Raw genomic sequence first — 16299 nt, 5'->3', positions numbered from 1 at the left:
CGTGAAGGTCAGGCTGGCGATGCCAGACCTTCATGTTCAACAGCTAATGGCTGCATTGTCTGTTTGTGAGTCAATACATCTCAGAGTGACAACATCGTGGAGCTTCTGAACCTGAGTTATCAGAAGGTGTGCTGGCCGAAGGCTGGAAACAGTCATTGACAGCTCAATCTTCTGGCCACAGTTGGAGGGCGTCATGCTCATGGTGTTCAGCGTAAATCCCCGGTGCCTGACAACTCTGAGTACCCGCTCTACAACGTCTGGTTGCTTATGGCATTGCAATTGTAATTGGAAACTCATGAGCTTTTCTCCAGCATTTCATGGTTAGAGGCTCCCGGGGGGACCAGGGGCCATACATTTTCCATGGCATCAATACGAACATGGAGTAGCCAGGGGCCCTCTATATCCAGCATCTCATCCAGTGCACAAGTGACTTCGTCACGGTGGGTTATGACTTTTCCACCAATGCCAAAGGCATGGGCCAGAGTAATAAAGTCAGGGTTGTCTGAAAGGTCAGTTTCACTGTAGCGACCATCATAAAACAGCTCCTGCCACTGGCGGACCATTCCCAACTTCTGGTTATCCAGCAGCACTATTTTGATAGGCAGCTGTCTTCTTCTTATGGTGTTGAGTTCCTGAATATTCATCATGAATGAGCCATCACCGGACACCAGAACAACAGGGTCGTTTGGTCGAGCTAAAGCAGCACCAATAGCTGCGGGCAATCCAAAACCCATGGTGCCAAGACCACCACTGGTTAAATGATTGTGGGTGTGATGAAACGTCATGTGTTGGGCTACCCACATCTGGTGCTGACCTACATCACAGCTGACGATAGCGTTATCGGGGAGTCGTTGGGATAACTGGTTTAACAGTAATGGCGCATAAATATCATCGCCTGGTTTATTGTATTGCCACTGGTGCTCTGTTTTAAGTTGCTGGCAGTAATCAGCCCATTCATTGTTTTGCAGATGGGTAGACAGGCCTGCCAATACCCATTGCATAGGCTGATGAAAAGTGATGTCTGCTGGTCTGCGCTTGTTAACTTCTGCCGGATCAATATCGATGTGGATGACTTTTGCATCAGGTGCAAAGGCTTCCAGCTTGCCAGTAACCCGGTCGTCAAAGCGAGCACCGGCAACAATTAATAAATCACACATTTGTACTGCAGTGTTTGCTGCCCGGGTCCCATGCATGCCCAGCATGCCCAGGTAGGATGGATCATCTGCATTAACAGTACCCAGCCCTTTAAGCGTACAGACGCTGGGGATTCCGGTAATATTCAGAAACTGTCGTAGTTCTTCTGTGGCATTGGCCATACCAACACCACCACCAATGTAGGCGACAGGTCGCGATGATGATGTGATTAGCCCTAGTGCTTTATGGAGGTTATCACTTTCAACTTTTTCCGGGTGGAAGTTGTTTGCTACAAGGTCCAGAGGTGGATGCCAGCTGGCTATAGCTTGTTGAATGTCTTTCGGAATATCAACAAGCACCGGACCCGGGCGACCAGATCTGGCAAGCGTGAATGCCTGATGAAGGGTTTGGCACAGCGTTTCAGGTTCTGTGACCAGAAAACTGTGTTTGGTGCAGGCCATGGAAAGCCCAAGGATATCAATCTCTTGAAAGGCATCAGTGCCAATGGCGCCTGTGGGTACCTGTCCGGTAATGGCAACAATGGGTACAGAATCCATCATTGCATCCGCCAGGGCGGTAATCAGGTTTGTTGCGCCAGGGCCCGAGGTGGCTATGCAGACACCTGTGCGGTGGCTTGATCGAGCATAACCAATGGCAGAGAAGCCTGCTCCCTGCTCATGGCGGCAGAGGAGGTGTTCGATGGGTGAATCAAAAAGAGCGTCATACAACGGCATGATGGTACCGCCTGGATAGCCAAAAACGGTATCAACACCATGGTGGATCAGGGTTTGTACAATCGCTTCAGCGCCATTCATGTCGACTTACCCCCGACTGCCAGGTTCTATGGGTAATCGCTACAGATAGAATGACAGTGAGGGTAATGACAGATAGAACGACCAGATTGAGTTTTTGCATGGAGTAGCTCCTTTCATCAGATATAAAAAAACCCCCGGACCTTTCGGTGCGGGGGTTTTATGGATGCTGTTTCTTCAGTCCACAAAGCCACCCGCGGTGATAATAATCACCACGTTGAGAATGACTAGCTGGCGCAGGAATGAAGACATAATACGTTTTAAAAGTTTAATCACTAATGTACAGGTTTTATAGCACAGCAATGTATTCAGTGCCAGCCTGCGTAGCAGGCCAGACAGTGATTAAAATGGCTGGTTCACAAAAACCCGGAAGAACGTTTCCTCAGCGCCGCTGGCAACTTCGGTTCTTACCGTGACACCTTCTACCCGAAAACGTATACCACCGCCAAAGCTGGTCTTCATATCCTGATGGAGTTCTTGAAAATCGAAATCATCAGCAACCCGTCCAGCATCCACAAACAGTGTCCACTGCCACCAGGGAATATCATACATTGGGCCAATAATGGGTAGATCTTCCAATGGCTGCCACTTTGGCATCATACGGTACTCAAGGCTGTAGGAAACGGCAGATCGGCCATAAAAACGGTCGGAGCTGTACCCTCTCAGTTTGTCCCAGCCACCCAGATTAATACCTGCAAATGAGGGCGCGCGTCGGAAGACCTCTTCACCATTAATGGTGGTTGTATCGTTCCATGTAGGAGTATCAGCAACCCAGGCATTCAATGCCAGTACCTGTTGGTTCATCAGGTCATTGCTGCCAAGACTGAAGAACTTGCTGAATTCAAACTCAACCGTAGACCAGTCCGGACGATCTTCACTGCCCCAGTCATAGGTATACGTGAATGATGTTCGGCTGCCTCGGGTTGGCAAATGGCTGGAGTTACGGTTGTCATATTCCAGAGTCAGGCGGACACCGGCGGACTCATCAGCTTCATGCTCTGGCTGGAAATCATCAAGTTTCTGACTTTGGTAATAGGGTTGCAGCTCCAGAGAGGTGATTCCGGTGGTCATTGGGTTCCAATGGGTTTTGCTGCTTTCATAGCCTCTGGATTTTTTCGCCATAGCAGCAAGAGCACCATCCTTGCCATCACCGATTGGGAGGGTGTACTGGAAATGAACCTGATAGTGCTGCTCACGCCCACCAGTACGAACCGAGTTTTCTAAATTGGAGTCATTGCTCCCCGGTTTTTCATTGGGGTAGCTTGGGTTGCCAGGTAAGAAATAATTGGTTTCAGTCAGGCTGGATTCAAGAACGCTGAAATCCATTTGCCATTGATTGAGGCCTGGCACCATGACGTTATAAAGGCCGAGATAGCCCATCTTGGTGCCATTGCTCGACCCAATCACCGTTCCGAAAAGTGTCATCTGAGGTTGTACCAGGCCTTTCACGACACCCGCTCCTCCAAGAGCCATTCCCCAGTCTTCGGAACTGAAAAGAAATGGAACACCGATAGCTTCCTGGTAGAGCGCCCCGGATTTGCTGTCAGTTGGGTCTTCAGCTAATGAATAACTGCTGTTGAATAAGGTAAGTAACCCCAGAGTAAGTGCTTTTCTTGTTCCAATCATTCTGAAAATAAATTCCTGATATCCCTTGGGTATTCCTGACAACAGTGGGATTTTTCTAAGAGCCAAGTTTATTGGTTTGTTTGTCTTAAAAGTGTCAACAGAGCCTGATACTGTGAGTGAGGCTGATCTTATGGTTTGTATTATCAATATTTAGAAGAATTTCTGAATACGGTATTGCCTCAGTTTACGTGCACTTTAAAATGGCAAACTGAATTTCAGGGGCATGATCATGAAGGGCCAGACTGACACTAAACCCATATTTCCAGATCTGGATCACCTCCGGCAGCAGTTCCCATTGTTGTCCCGGTCGGTGCATGGCCATCCACTGGTGTATCTGGATAATGCAGCCACGACCCAAAAGCCTCTGTCGGTTATTGAGTCGGTTGATCGCTATTACCGGGAGCAGAATGCCAATGTCCATCGGGCGGCACATTTTCTCAGTGCCTGTACAACCCATGCCTTCGAGGCGGCTAGAGAAACTGCCCGTCACTTTATTAATGCGCGTTTTGCAGAAGAGGTGATCTGGACGCGGGGAGCCACCGAAGCCATCAACCTGGTGGCTAACAGTTGGGGGCGAAGCCAGTTGAAGGAAGGTGATGAGATTGTTCTAAGCCGTCTGGAACATCATGCCAATATTGTTCCCTGGCAGTTATTGGCTGAGACTACTGGCGCAATCATCAAGGTGATTGAGCTGGATGAGTCCGGCAATCTCGACCTCCAGCAATATCAACGACTGCTTTCACAGAAAACCCGGCTGGTGGCTATTGCTCATATCTCGAATGCCATTGGTACGATTTCACCGGTCAAAGCGATTATTGAGCTTGCCCACAATGCCGGGGCTCTGGTTCTGGTGGATGGCTCTCAGGCGGTTGCTCATCAAAAGGTCGATGTTCAGGCTTTAGATGCGGACTTCTATGTTTTTTCAGGTCATAAGGTTTATGGCCCTACGGGGATCGGTATCCTCTATGGCCGTCGGGAGTTGATGGAAAGTATGCCGCCCTGGCAGGGTGGTGGAGAAATGATTGAACGTGTCAGCTTCTCGGGAACCCGGTTTAACAGTCTGCCTTTTAAATTTGAGGCGGGTACCCCGAATATTGCCGGTGCCATTGGGTTAGGTAAAGCAATGGAGTTTGTATCCGGTATTGATTCAGAGGCCATGAACGCCCATGAAGATAAGCTGCGCAAGCTGGTGGAAGATGGGCTGACTTCGATTAACGACATTCGTCTTATTGGTCAGGCGAAACATAAGGCACCGGTTGTCTCGTTTGTATCCAGCCACTACCACAATCAGGATATAGGGTTGATGCTTGATCAACAGGGCATTGCGGTGAGAACCGGGCATCACTGTGCCATGCCATTGATGGAAAGTCTGAACCTGAATGGAACCGTCAGAGCTTCTTTTGCTATATACAACAGCGTAGATGAAGTTAAAGCCTTTGTTGATGCACTGGAAAAGCTTCACCACACGCCTCTTCATGATGTCATTGTTGATATGAAGAGTGAGATGGCATGTGCACCGGAAAATACTCAACCAGTAAATGAAACGTTAAGCGGTGAAGTGATGGAACTGCCAGAGATCTTTCGTCAGGCTCCGAATCTTACCGCTATAGCAGAGCGTTTGAATAATCTTTCAGGTTGGCAGGAGCGATATCGCCAGATCATGCTGCTGGGTAAAGAGCTCCCTGTGTTATCTGGAGAGTGGAAGAGTGATGAGGCTCGACTGCATGGTTGTGAAAGCAGTGTTTGGCTGCATTATCATTATGACGATGAGACTATGCGTCTTTACTTTATAGCAGACTCCGATGCCCGAGTAATCCGTGGGTTGATTGCTATTGTCCTGGCCGTTTTCTCCGGTAAAACACCCGAAGAGGTAGAAGGAGAAAATATTGAGCAATGGTTCCGTGAACTGGACCTGTTCAACCATTTGAGCCCATCTCGAGGAAACGGACTCAAGGCCATTGTTAAAGAAATCCAGGCAATTGCCCATCGTTACAGGTAGATGTTGTTATTAATCAGTTTTGGTCAGTTTTTCTATAACTCTGGCGGCGGCAACAAAACCAAAAGTTGCGGTTACTGCCGTCGCTGCGCCAAAACCACTGGAGCAATCCATTTTCATTGAACCCTCACCGGATGGTTTGGTCTGACAGATTGTACCGTCAGCCTGTGGATAAACCGCCTGTTCGGTAGAAAACACACAGTCAACGCCAAACTTTCGCTTGGTATTCTTACTAAAACCATGACGGTCACGAAGCTGGTTACGGACTTTTCTCGCTAATGGGTCGTGCCAGGTTTTGGTCAGATCAGTGATTTGAATCTGGGTTGGATCCATCTGTCCGCCAGCGCCGCCTGTGGTGATGATTTTTATTTTATTCCGTTTGCAGTGAGCGATCAGAGCCGCCTTAACCCGGAAGCTGTCGATAGCATCCAGCACATAATCAAACTCGCTGGTTATCAATTCCTGAAGGTTGTCCTCGGTAATAAAGTCTTCAATGACCTGGCACTGGCACTCGGGATTAATCTGCGCAATTCGTTCTGCGATCACTTCCACTTTTGATCGTCCAATCGTATCGCTCAGGGCATGAAGCTGACGATTGGTGTTGGTAATGCAGATGTCATCCAGATCGATCAGTGTGATTTTACCCACCGCTGTTCTGGCCAGAGCTTCGGCGGCCCAGGAGCCAACACCACCAATGCCGATGACACAGACATGGGATTTATACAGTTTTTCAACAGCTCTGGCACCATACAGACGACGAATGCCTCCAAACCGGTCGTTAAAGCTGTCGCTGGGAGAAAAGGCTGCTGACATGAAGTGTGTCTCGTGAAAAATGACGGCGATTATAATACCAAGTGCCTGTCTGGTTAAGCTGAGTAGTCAGAATGTCATTAGCTTGATGCGCTTCTTTGCAGTAAATAACAGGCTAGCAGACCGCATAATCCACTGGCTGCAAGATAGTAACTGGGTGATATAAGCGACTCGGTAGTATTAATGAGTGTCATGGCGATAACAGGCGTTAAACCACCAAAAATAGCAAAACTGACATTATAGGAAAACGCGATTCCAGAGTAGCGTATCGATGTGGGGAAAACAGTGCTCAGTAATAACGGTGCGATACCGGTCGTCATACCTAAGGGCAATGAGCTTAAAAGCATGACGCCGTAGACCGAGAAGTGAAAATCGGCAAAAGCTGAAAAGATAGGGAATGCCAAACAGGATACCGTCAAGCTGCCAGAGACCATCAGTGACAGTTTGTACTTTTGACTCTTGTGTTTGTCTGCCAGCCAACCCACCAGAATAAAGAGCAGTGTAGAGATAACAATTCCAATACTGCCAGCATTAGAGACCTGCTCTGGGGCATAGCTCAATAATCGTGTCAGGTAGCTTTGAGTAAATAAGAAAAGCAGCGACATGGATACTGCCACTGGGACAATTAATAAGATACCGATGAAGACCGCTTTTTTATAGGCGTGCAGGAGAATGATCAATGGAATTTGTTGGCGTTGCTTGTTTTGATTGAGTTCTGCAAACAGCGGCGATTCATGAAAGTGTTTTCTGACTAGGTAACTGAATAATCCAAGTACGCCTCCAAACCAGAAAGGCAGGCGCCAGCCCCACTCAGCCATGGCATCGGCACCAAGCCATTCGATTAAGCTGCTGTGGACGACAGAGCCCAGAACAAAACCATTCACCAAGGCGGTAAATAGAAGGCTGATTACCAGCCCCTGATGCTTGCTGGTACTCTCGCTTAAATAAGTGATGGCGCCAGGAATTTCCCCACCAATGGAGAAACCCTGTATTAGTCTGAGCAATGTGATCAGGATGGGTGCCCAGATACCTATTTGATGATAGGTCGGCAAACAGCCAATAAGTGCTGTCGATATAGCCATGATGAGCACTGTCGCTGCAAAGGTTCTTTTTCTGCCATAACGGTCCCCAAGGTGACCGAATAGCAGGCCGCCTAATGGTCGGGAAAAATAGCCGACTGAAAATGTTGCAAAGGTTGCCAGAAGTGAGCTGTTGGTATCGTGACCAGGAAAGAATTGCTCTGACAGATACCCCGCCATCAGGGCGTAAATAATGAAGTCATAAAACTCCAGCAAACCACCCAGAGAGGTAATCCAGACCAGTGTTACTTCGTTTTTCTTAAGCACTGTTTGTCGCACCAGAAAGAATTGGCAAACGGATCAGTGTAGATGAGTTTTAACGGTGCTAACGGATTCGGTAAATAGGTTTTAACTCATGGGCTCCGCTGATGAAGGCGCGCTATTCAGTAAGTAGCAGCCAGCCAGGCCGCAGGCCGCGCAGAAAACCAGGTAGAAGGAAGGTGAAGAGAGGCTACCGGTACTTTGGATAAGTGTCATGGCAATGATTGGGGTTAGCCCCCCAAAGGTGGCAAGGCAAATGTTATACGAAAGAGCAACTCCGGAATAACGAATGGATATGGGGAATACCGTACTGAGTAATAGAGGTCCCACAACCGCCACTGAACCATAAGACAAACCGCTCATCAAAATGGCGGCATAGGGAGATAACTGCTGATTAACATAAATGTTGAATATCAAAAATGATAAGGCAGTGACGATTAGGCAGCACCACTTCATCATAACAACGGAGTGGCTTATGTTCAGTCTTCTGTCTGCGAGGAACCCTGTGAGGATACACATAGCAATTGAGAAAATAGTGCCAAAACTGCTTGCAGCAGTCACTGTGCTGCTTGTGTAACCCAGTAACTGAGTAAGATAGCTTTGCGTAAACAGGAATAGTAGCGACATGCACCCGGTGGCGGGAATCATCAAGAGAATACCGGTCACAATGGATTTCTTATTGGATTTAAGTAGTACAAGGCTGGGTATTTGCTCCTGCTGTCTCTTTCTGTTCAGTTGCAGAAACAGCGGGGACTCATGTAGGTGCTTCCTTATAAAGTAACTGAAAATGCCTAGGCATCCACCAAGCCAGAAAGGGATTCTCCAGCCCCATGCCTTCATCGCTTCACTCCCCAGCCAGTGTAAAAGCGCATTGTGGACAAGGCAGCCAACGATAAAACCACTCAACAGGCCTGATATCAGCAGACCAAGGATCAGTCCCTGTTGTTTCTGGTTACTCTCACTCAGAAAAGTGATGGCACCCGGTATTTCGCCCCCAATGGAAAAGCCCTGAGCTATCCGAAGCAGTGTCATCAGTAGGGGGGCCCAGATACCAATTTGTGCATAAGTGGGTAAGCAGCCCATAAGAGCTGTGGAAACCGCCATGATCAGAACCGTTGCTGAAAAAGTCTGTTTTCGGCCATATCGATCACCAAAGTGGCCAAATATCAGACCGCCCAGTGGGCGTGAAAAGTAACCAACAGAAAAAGTAGCAAATGTAGTCAGTAGTGATGTGAGTGGATCTGAGCCAGGAAAAAACTGATCAGCAAGGTAGCTGGCCATCAAGGCAAAGACAATGAAGTCATAGTATTCGAGCAAGCCTCCAAGCGCCGTTATCCAGACAAGCTTTGAATCACTTCTACTAAACACAGCTTCGACCAGTGCATTAGAAAACAGGAAAGTCTAGACGATAAGGTTCTTAATCAATCTTTTTATGATGAGGGTCTTGCCTGCATGGCTGAGATTTCAAGAGATAGCAGCCAGCCAGACCGCACAGACCACTAAAGGCGAGATAGTAAGAGGGTGAGGTCAGGTTATCGGTGGTTTTAATCAGTGTCATGGCGATAACTGGAGCCAGACCACCAAAAGTAGCCAATGCAGTATTAAAGGAGAGAGCAACTCCCGAGTATCGAACAGGTATAGGGAATGCTGTGCTGAGCAACAAAGTACTCACCGTCATTATTGGGCCAAACAGCAGACTGCTGAACAATGCTACGGTGTATGCTGACAGGTTGTAGTCAGCATAGGCTTTGAAAATAGGAATGGCGCTAAACACAATTAACAGGCATATAGCCTTCATCAACAGTATGTGCCAATCTGCAGCCTTCCTTTTATCTGCAATCCAGCCGGAAAGAACCGCAATACTAATAGACGATACAATCCCCAGGCATCCTGCAATCGTTACTGTTTGTGCATCATAATGGATAAGTTGGGTTAGATAGCTTTGAGAAAACAAAAATAGTAATGACATGGTGACAATTGAGGGAGCAACAAGAAGGATACCTGCAAGAACTGTTCTCTTATAAGACTTTATTAAAACCAGCGCTGGAATCTGTTGTCGCAGCTTTTGGTTGTTCAGTTCCAGAAATAGTTTGGACTCATGAATATGTTTTCTGATGAAGTAGCTGAAAATTCCCAGACTTCCACCCAGCCAGAAAGGCAGCCGCCATCCCCAGCTTTGCATACTTTGTGGTTCTAACCAGTGAGTTAGAAGACTGTGGATAAGGTGTCCCAGCAAGAGGCCATTGAGTACGCCAAATAGCAGCAGGCTAATGATAATCCCAAGATGTTTCTGATTGCTCTCACTCAATAAAGTAATAGCGCCGGGAATTTCTCCTCCAATCGAAAAGCCCTGCAGTAAGCGGAGCAGGATCAGTAGTATTGGAGCCCAGATTCCAATCTGAGCATGGGAAGGGAGGCAGCCTATCAGCGTGGTAGAAAGCGCCATAATCAGAACCGTAACAGCAAAAGTGCATTTCCGTCCGTAGCGATCCCCAAGATGACCAAATAGCAAACCACCTAATGGTCGGGAAAGGTAACCCACGGAGAAGGTGGCAAATGTTGTCAGTAGCGAGGTATGTGGATCTGAACTAGGGAAAAAATGATTGGCCAGATAGCCGGCCATCAGGGCGAAGATGATGAAGTCGTAATATTCCAGCAGCCCACCAAGAGCCGTAATGCCCACAAGTCTGGCTTCACTTTTATTGAGCACGTTCTTACCTGATGAATAAGGAAAGAGAGTGAGTTTAGATCAGTTTTTAAACCCTGTTTCAGTGCTCAGTATTTAATAAGTGGTACTGGAATTTCATGCATGTGGACTAAGCATTTTATACCAGAAAAGTCTCAGAATGAGTGAACGACGCCTTACCTGATAAAAATTTTAACAAAAGGAAATATCATGGCCTGGTATACCGGAGATGTGTTTTACGACACAGCATTGTTGGCTGGTTTTGCCTATGTATTGATTATTGCACTGGCAGCCAAGTTTGGGCAGGCCGCTTACGGTCGTTTTGGGGGTAGGGCCCCGGGCATTAAATTTGAGCCCCGGCTGGGGTGGATGCTGATGGAACTTCCGGCTCCACTGGTTTTTATCATCATATTCTTTCAGGGGCAGAACAGTGATCAGCTGGTTCCTCTGATTTTTCTGGGTATCTGGATTATCCATTACAGTAACCGGGGCTTTATTAATCCACTGTTGATGCGTGTGCATAAAGGCAGTAAAGCATCATTCAATATATCAGTGGTGATTTTTGGCTGGATTGCTACCGCAGCACACGGCTTCTTCAGCGCTGATTTTATTGCTAACCATGCAAAACATCTCACACCAGAGTGGCTGACAGATCCGAGGTTTATAGTTGGTATTATTATTTATGCCATTGGCTTTATGTTAAACGTGCACTCGGATGCGGTGGTTCGTAACTTGCGGTCTAAGGTGCCTAACCCGAATGAGCCACGTTATAAAGTTCCCTATGGCGGTGGCTACCGTTTTGTTTCAAGCCCGAGTTACCTGGGGGAGATGCTGTCCTGGTTAGGCTTCGCGATATTCACCTGGTCATTGGCTGGTGTCTTTATTCTTCTGGTTACCATGGCTAATTTGGTACCACGGGCATTGGCGACTCATCGCTGGTACCAGAAACAGTTTGAAGATTACCCGCAGAACCGTAAGGCGCTTATCCCCTATTTGATTTAACAATACTGTGAAACTGTTTGTTTAGGGATATAAGCCTTGTTGACAGTGTCCCTCTTGCTTTCACCTGTCAGAACACGCCAAATGGAGACAAACTTGACACTTCTTCTAGTGTGGAATTTTATCTGGGATCACTTGTCTAGAAGTGTTCGGCCATTACTTGGGAGCGGGTGAGTGATGCAAAGAGTTGGTGATCAGGCGGGTAGCTTATATTCAGCGCAAAGAACGGACGGTGCAGCTACCGGAGAAGGATCAAAAAACAAGGCGGTTAGTCCATGCAAAAGCCATATGGCTAAGGGTGAAGTTCTACACCCTGAATTTGAAGCTGATATTTGTGATCGAAAGATCGATTTAACTTATCGGGGTTTAGGGGAAAGCAAAGTTAAGGGGCAAGCATTTTTGGGTGATAAGTACCAGGAGTTTGTTGATAGTCTTGGCAATCCTGACTCCTTTGCAATCTTTCTGAGAAAAGAAGGCGTGCTGAGTGATTCGCAAATCGACTTTCTCAAATTACTGGAAGAAAAAAAAGAGAAAGCCCGCAAATTGGTTGAAATGCTTGCGCTGAGGTTTGATTATCTTTCTTCTACTAACGAGAGGCTGAATATGCGAAGACAGATGGCTGTATGTTTAAGTTATTCAGGTAATGAGCACTCAGCTGATTTTCTGGGAAAAATTAATAGATAAAAACTCGTACTATTGATATGTGACAAACCAATGCTATTAGAGCCGTTAGGGCTCCAGTAGTTATATACATCTTTCAATGTTGGGAATAAAAGGGTATAGACTGTGAAGATTGCTCCTGCTACGGCACCCGCCGTCTGAAAATACAGCCTTATTTTTCAGACGGCGGGTTATGGGCCATGGTTAGTGAAAAGACTAAATTCCTAACTGTGGTTCTCTTTGGTCAGTTCGGCAATTTCTTTCAGGCGTTCCAGAACCTTCTGATTAATGGAGCCTTTCGGGTAATTACCTTTGCTGTTGATGGTCCCTGGACGGTGGCCTGTTAACAGCTCAAGAGCCTCTTCAACATGTGAAACGGCGTAGACGTTAAATTTCTTGGCTTTTACCGCGTCGACTACCTTGCTTTGCAGCATCAGGTTACGAACATTGGCTTGAGGAATGATAACACCCTGCTCGCCGGTCAGGCCTCTGGCATTACAGAGATCAAAGTATCCTTCAATCTTTTCGTTAACTCCGCCAATTGCCTGAACCTCTCCATGCTGATTCATGGAACCGGTAACGGCAAAACACTGTTTGATTGGAGTCTCGGTCAGTGCTGAAATTAAACAGCAGAGCTCTGCCATTGAAGCACTATCACCATCGATATAACCATAGGACTGCTCCATTGCGAGACTGGCAGAAATCGCCAGAGGGAACTTCTGCGCATAGCGACTACCCAGATAACCCGTAAGAATCATTACCCCTTTGGAGTGAATAGCCTGCCCCAGTGACACTTCCCGCTCAATATCGACAATGCCCTGGCTGCCTGGATAGACCGCACAGGTAATACGTGCAGGAGAACCAAAACAGGCATCACCGACCGAGAGTACGGTTAAGCCGTTGATCTTACCAACCTGTTCACCATCCGTATCAATAAGAATACTGCCTTCCAGCATATCATTCAGGATTTGCTGGCTGACTCTACCGGTACGCTCAGCTTTGGCTTCAAGTGCCCGGTCAATATGATCATGGTTGATCTTGCGGCCGCTACAACTTCGACGAATAAAGTCCGCTTCTGCCAGCAAATCAAAGAGCTCACCGATCTTGGCAGACAGCTGTGTCTGGTTTTCAGTCATTCGGGAGCTTTGTTCTACCATCCGTGCAACTGCTGACGCGGAAAGCGGCGGATAGTTTTCATCATCTGCCCGATTTTTCAGCAGCTGCGCAAAGGCCTGAACGGTTTCAGTGGAGCGTGGCAGCTGGTCATCAAAGTCTACCAATACCCGGAACATCTCGTGGAAGTCAGGGTCAAGCTGCTGAAGGATGTAATAAATATCCCGCGATCCAACCAGAATCACTTTTACATGCAATGGAATAATTTCCGGAGTGAGGGTGATGGTGTTCATCAAACCCATCTCGGAGTATGGGGATTCAATTTTTAACTGCCGCTCCTTCAGAGCGCGCTTCAATGCTTCCCAGACAAAGGGCTCTTCCAGAAGCTTATTGGCTTCCAGCAACAGGTAGCCACCATTGGCCTGATGCAGGGAACCGGGACAGATCTGACGGAAGTTGGTAACCAGGGCTCCCATCTCACTGGCGTATTCTATCCGGCCAAAGAGGTTCTTATAGTTGGGGTGTGACTCGTAGATAACCGGTGCCGCTGCATCATTCTTATGGCCAACCACCAGGTTGGGGGAGTACAGCTCTTCAAGCGCAGAGCGTTTACTGGCATCTTCTTTAGACTCCATTGCCCGCTCATCGGCAAGATACTCAATCACTGTTCGGTGCAGGTGCTGCTTGACCGCTTCCAGGTAATCCAGAATATTCTGCTCTTTGCTGTATTTTTTCAGCATAGGCTTCATCAACGGAGCCAGGGCTTGGTCGATGGTATCTTGGTTCAGGTCCTGCAGCTTTTCGTTGGATTCCCGTTTCCACTGGGGCAGTTCAACCAGTGACTCATTCAGCCGGGTTTCCAGTTCACTGATATCGTTATTGAACTTTTCCCGCTTCTTGTCCGGTAATTGAGCGAACTCAGTTTCATCCATCGCTTTACCGCCAGACATAGGTGTAAAGCTTAAGGCTCCGGTATCCCGGTATAAAGCGATATCTCTCTTCAGCGCTTCCTGTTCAATCTGATCAATGGCCTGGTCATAGCGCTTATTAAAGCTGCGTTCAATGGCACTTTTCTTTTGCTGGTAAGTGGGGTTTTCAAATGCCGCCGGAAAGGTCATCAGGAGCTTATCGATGAAACTCTCGAAGTCTTTCTGCAGATCACTGCCCAAGCCTGCGGGCAGTCTCAGGGCTTTCGGCTCACGGGGGTTGTCAAAGTTATTCACATAAGCCCAATCATCAGAGGAACTCTGTCTTTTGGCCTCTGTTTCAAGGTACTTACGTAAGTAGGACATCCGGCCTGTTCCGGACTCGCCCATAACGTAAATGTTATAACCTGAGCGGTGCATGGCGACACCAAACTGAATAGCACTGGTGGCTCGCTCCTGACCCAGGATACCGACGTAATTTTCCAGTTCTTCTGTGGACTTGAAACCCAAATCCTTCACTGGTTGCTTAGCGATGAGCTGATTCGCTGTTAGTTTGAGTTTTTTCACAAGTCTTGCCATTTCCCGCAAAATGCTTACACCATGGGAGTTCAGTGAAGCAATGGTGGTCGAAGATCTTCTTTTACAATCTCTATAGTACTCTCATTAAAAAGGTTTGTCGGCCTTGAGACCAGTGTGTTGATCTGAGAATTTAGAAATTGCATAGTGATTTAAGTGTTATCAGTGGTTGCAGAGCTTTTTTATGAACTTCTGGGGAAAGTGGCTGTCTACAGTCCTATTTGTTTTTGCCGCGAATCAAGGGTGTGCATCCATTGATGGTGACCTTGATCAGTTGATTTCTACATTACCGCCCGGGCATATCCACTCCATTAAAGTCATTGATGCTGAAACCGGTAAAGTTCTTTTTGACCGAAACAGTCGCTTTAACTTGTTGCCTGCTAGTACAGTCAAAGCGATAACCGCCATCTCGGCATACCGTGTGTTGGGAGAGGACTACAGATACTCAACGGTCTTATTGGGTAACAAGCCTTTGTCAGAGGATAAGGTCTATTCGGGGGATCTTGTTTTATCGTTTTCAGGTGACCCATCCCTTACAAGAACAGATCTTTCCGAATTGATGGGGAAACTGAATACCAAGGGTGTGAAAGTCATCAGGGGTAATATCTGGCTTGATGGTTCTATATATAATGGGTATCCAAGGGCAGGTGGTGCCAGTTGGGATGACCATAACATCTGCTTTGCCGCTCCTGTCAGCGCCATGATATTAGACCGTAACTGTTTTTTTGGTTGGCTGGTACCTTCTGGAAAAGAGGGGCAGCGGGCAAAGATGGTTTACGATGAACCCCAATGGCAGCTGTCCATTGATAATCGAATAGAAGTGCGAAAGCCGCGGGCGCATGAACAGAATGGCTGTGTCCAGGAGGTATGGCCATCATCAAACCATGAGTACCGTCTGGAAGGGTGTATTGAGCCTGATGCTAAACCAATGCGCATGGCTTTTTCAGTACGTGATCCTGAGCGTGCTGCTATAAGGTACGTTGAGTCTTTCTTGAAGGCGAATAATATCAAGCTTGAAGGAGAGGTGTTGGTTGATAAACCGCAGGGGGATGATTTTGAATGGGTTGTTGCTCAACATCTGTCGGCGCCTGTACCTGACTTATTACAGCGAGTACTGGATAAATCGGACAATTTATACGCCGACAGCATTCTCAAAACCATTGGGTCGTCTGTGAATGGTGAAAGGGGTTCTTATTTCTCAGGCACAGAAGCCGTTTTGGCGATGCTAAGAGAAGATGGTATTGATCTGACCAGAAGCAGGCTGGTGGATGGGTCTGGGTTGTCTCGATATAACATGCTCAGTGCTGATGATTTTACTGAAGTGCTGCAGTCGGGTTGGAGAAGCTGGGGAGAGAGAGCTCCCTGGTTGGCATCGCGGGATAATGAACGTCGATGGTTGAAGACCGGATATATGAGTGGAGTGAATAGCATGGTTGGCTATGCTTTCCCGGAAAAGAGTTCACCTTTGATATTTGCTGTTCTGCTGAATGGATTGAGGCCGATTCAGCCGGCGACAGATGAAGATATAAGAGCATTTCACCATGAGATCAGGCTGTTTCACAGGGCATTTCTTGAGCGACTGACAGATACGCGATAAAGAAGGTGTAAGCTTTTTGGTGGT

12 protein-coding genes are annotated in these 16299 nt (G+C 47.4%); 4 read left to right on the top strand and 8 right to left on the bottom strand.

Annotation, left to right across the window (positions count from 1 at the left end):
* Positions 1-36: 36 nt before the first annotated feature.
* The 3 genes from ilvM to GV64_RS21195 form a co-directional block, all read right to left on the bottom strand.
* Entirely contained in the window at positions 37-297 is a 261-nt protein-coding gene (gene ilvM / locus GV64_RS24510; protein ID WP_081622099.1) for an acetolactate synthase 2 small subunit, read from the bottom strand.
* Positions 294-1949 (bottom strand): acetolactate synthase 2 catalytic subunit, encoded by a 1656-nt coding sequence (gene ilvG / locus GV64_RS21200; RefSeq protein ID WP_020582259.1) that lies wholly within the window; start codon positions 1947-1949, stop codon positions 294-296. The genes ilvM and ilvG overlap by 4 nt, the downstream gene beginning before the upstream one ends.
* 339 nt (positions 1950-2288) lie before the next feature.
* Positions 2289-3572 carry a BamA/TamA family outer membrane protein gene (locus GV64_RS21195; protein WP_020582258.1) on the bottom strand — a complete coding sequence of 428 codons (1284 nt, stop codon included), beginning with the start codon at positions 3570-3572 and terminating at the stop codon, positions 2289-2291.
* A gap of 229 nt (positions 3573-3801) precedes the next feature.
* On the opposite strand from GV64_RS21195, the gene GV64_RS21190 reads away from it, so the two are divergent.
* Positions 3802-5571: a SufS family cysteine desulfurase gene (locus GV64_RS21190; protein WP_020582256.1), complete on the top strand. Its 1770-nt coding sequence runs from the start codon at positions 3802-3804 to the stop codon at positions 5569-5571.
* 9 nt (positions 5572-5580) lie between these two features.
* Here the strand turns inward: GV64_RS21190 and tcdA are convergent, their stop codons facing one another.
* The 4 genes from tcdA to GV64_RS21170 form a co-directional block, all read right to left on the bottom strand.
* Complete coding sequence (gene tcdA / locus GV64_RS21185) at positions 5581-6381, bottom strand: tRNA cyclic N6-threonylcarbamoyladenosine(37) synthase TcdA (protein ID WP_020582255.1); 801 nt, start codon at positions 6379-6381, stop codon at positions 5581-5583.
* Between the two features lie 77 nt (positions 6382-6458).
* Complete coding sequence (locus GV64_RS21180; RefSeq protein WP_020582254.1) at positions 6459-7724, bottom strand: MFS transporter; 1266 nt, start codon at positions 7722-7724, stop codon at positions 6459-6461.
* 81 nt (positions 7725-7805) lie between these two features.
* Complete coding sequence (locus tag GV64_RS21175; RefSeq protein WP_081622098.1) at positions 7806-9086, bottom strand: MFS transporter; 1281 nt, start codon at positions 9084-9086, stop codon at positions 7806-7808.
* 49 nt (positions 9087-9135) lie between these two features.
* Complete coding sequence (locus GV64_RS21170; RefSeq protein WP_020582252.1) at positions 9136-10428, bottom strand: MFS transporter; 1293 nt, start codon at positions 10426-10428, stop codon at positions 9136-9138.
* Positions 10429-10614: 186 nt separating this feature from the next.
* On the opposite strand from GV64_RS21170, the gene GV64_RS21165 reads away from it, so the two are divergent.
* Together GV64_RS21165 and GV64_RS21160 are read left to right on the top strand one after the other, a co-directional pair.
* Positions 10615-11406 carry a methyltransferase gene (locus tag GV64_RS21165; protein ID WP_020582251.1) on the top strand — a complete coding sequence of 264 codons (792 nt, stop codon included), beginning with the start codon at positions 10615-10617 and terminating at the stop codon, positions 11404-11406.
* A 171-nt stretch (positions 11407-11577) separates the two neighbouring features.
* A complete protein-coding gene (locus GV64_RS21160; RefSeq protein ID WP_152554148.1) occupies positions 11578-12087 on the top strand; it encodes a hypothetical protein in 510 nt (169 codons plus the stop codon).
* A 200-nt stretch (positions 12088-12287) separates the two neighbouring features.
* Here the strand turns inward: GV64_RS21160 and GV64_RS21155 are convergent, their stop codons facing one another.
* Complete coding sequence (locus GV64_RS21155) at positions 12288-14669, bottom strand: Lon protease family protein (RefSeq protein WP_236632976.1); 2382 nt, start codon at positions 14667-14669, stop codon at positions 12288-12290.
* Between the two features lie 193 nt (positions 14670-14862).
* Between GV64_RS21155 and dacB the strand changes: the two genes are divergently transcribed.
* On the top strand, positions 14863-16275 hold the full coding sequence (dacB, locus tag GV64_RS21150) for a D-alanyl-D-alanine carboxypeptidase/D-alanyl-D-alanine endopeptidase (RefSeq protein WP_020582248.1): 1413 nt from the start codon (positions 14863-14865) through the stop codon (positions 16273-16275).
* The last annotated feature ends 24 nt before the right edge of the window (positions 16276-16299 follow it).

It is taken from the genome of Endozoicomonas elysicola (assembly GCF_000710775.1).
Classification (GTDB): Bacteria; Pseudomonadota; Gammaproteobacteria; order Pseudomonadales; family Endozoicomonadaceae; genus Endozoicomonas; species Endozoicomonas elysicola.
The sequence above is the reverse complement of the archived record's forward strand: the minus strand, read 5'-3'. Positions and strand labels throughout refer to the sequence as shown.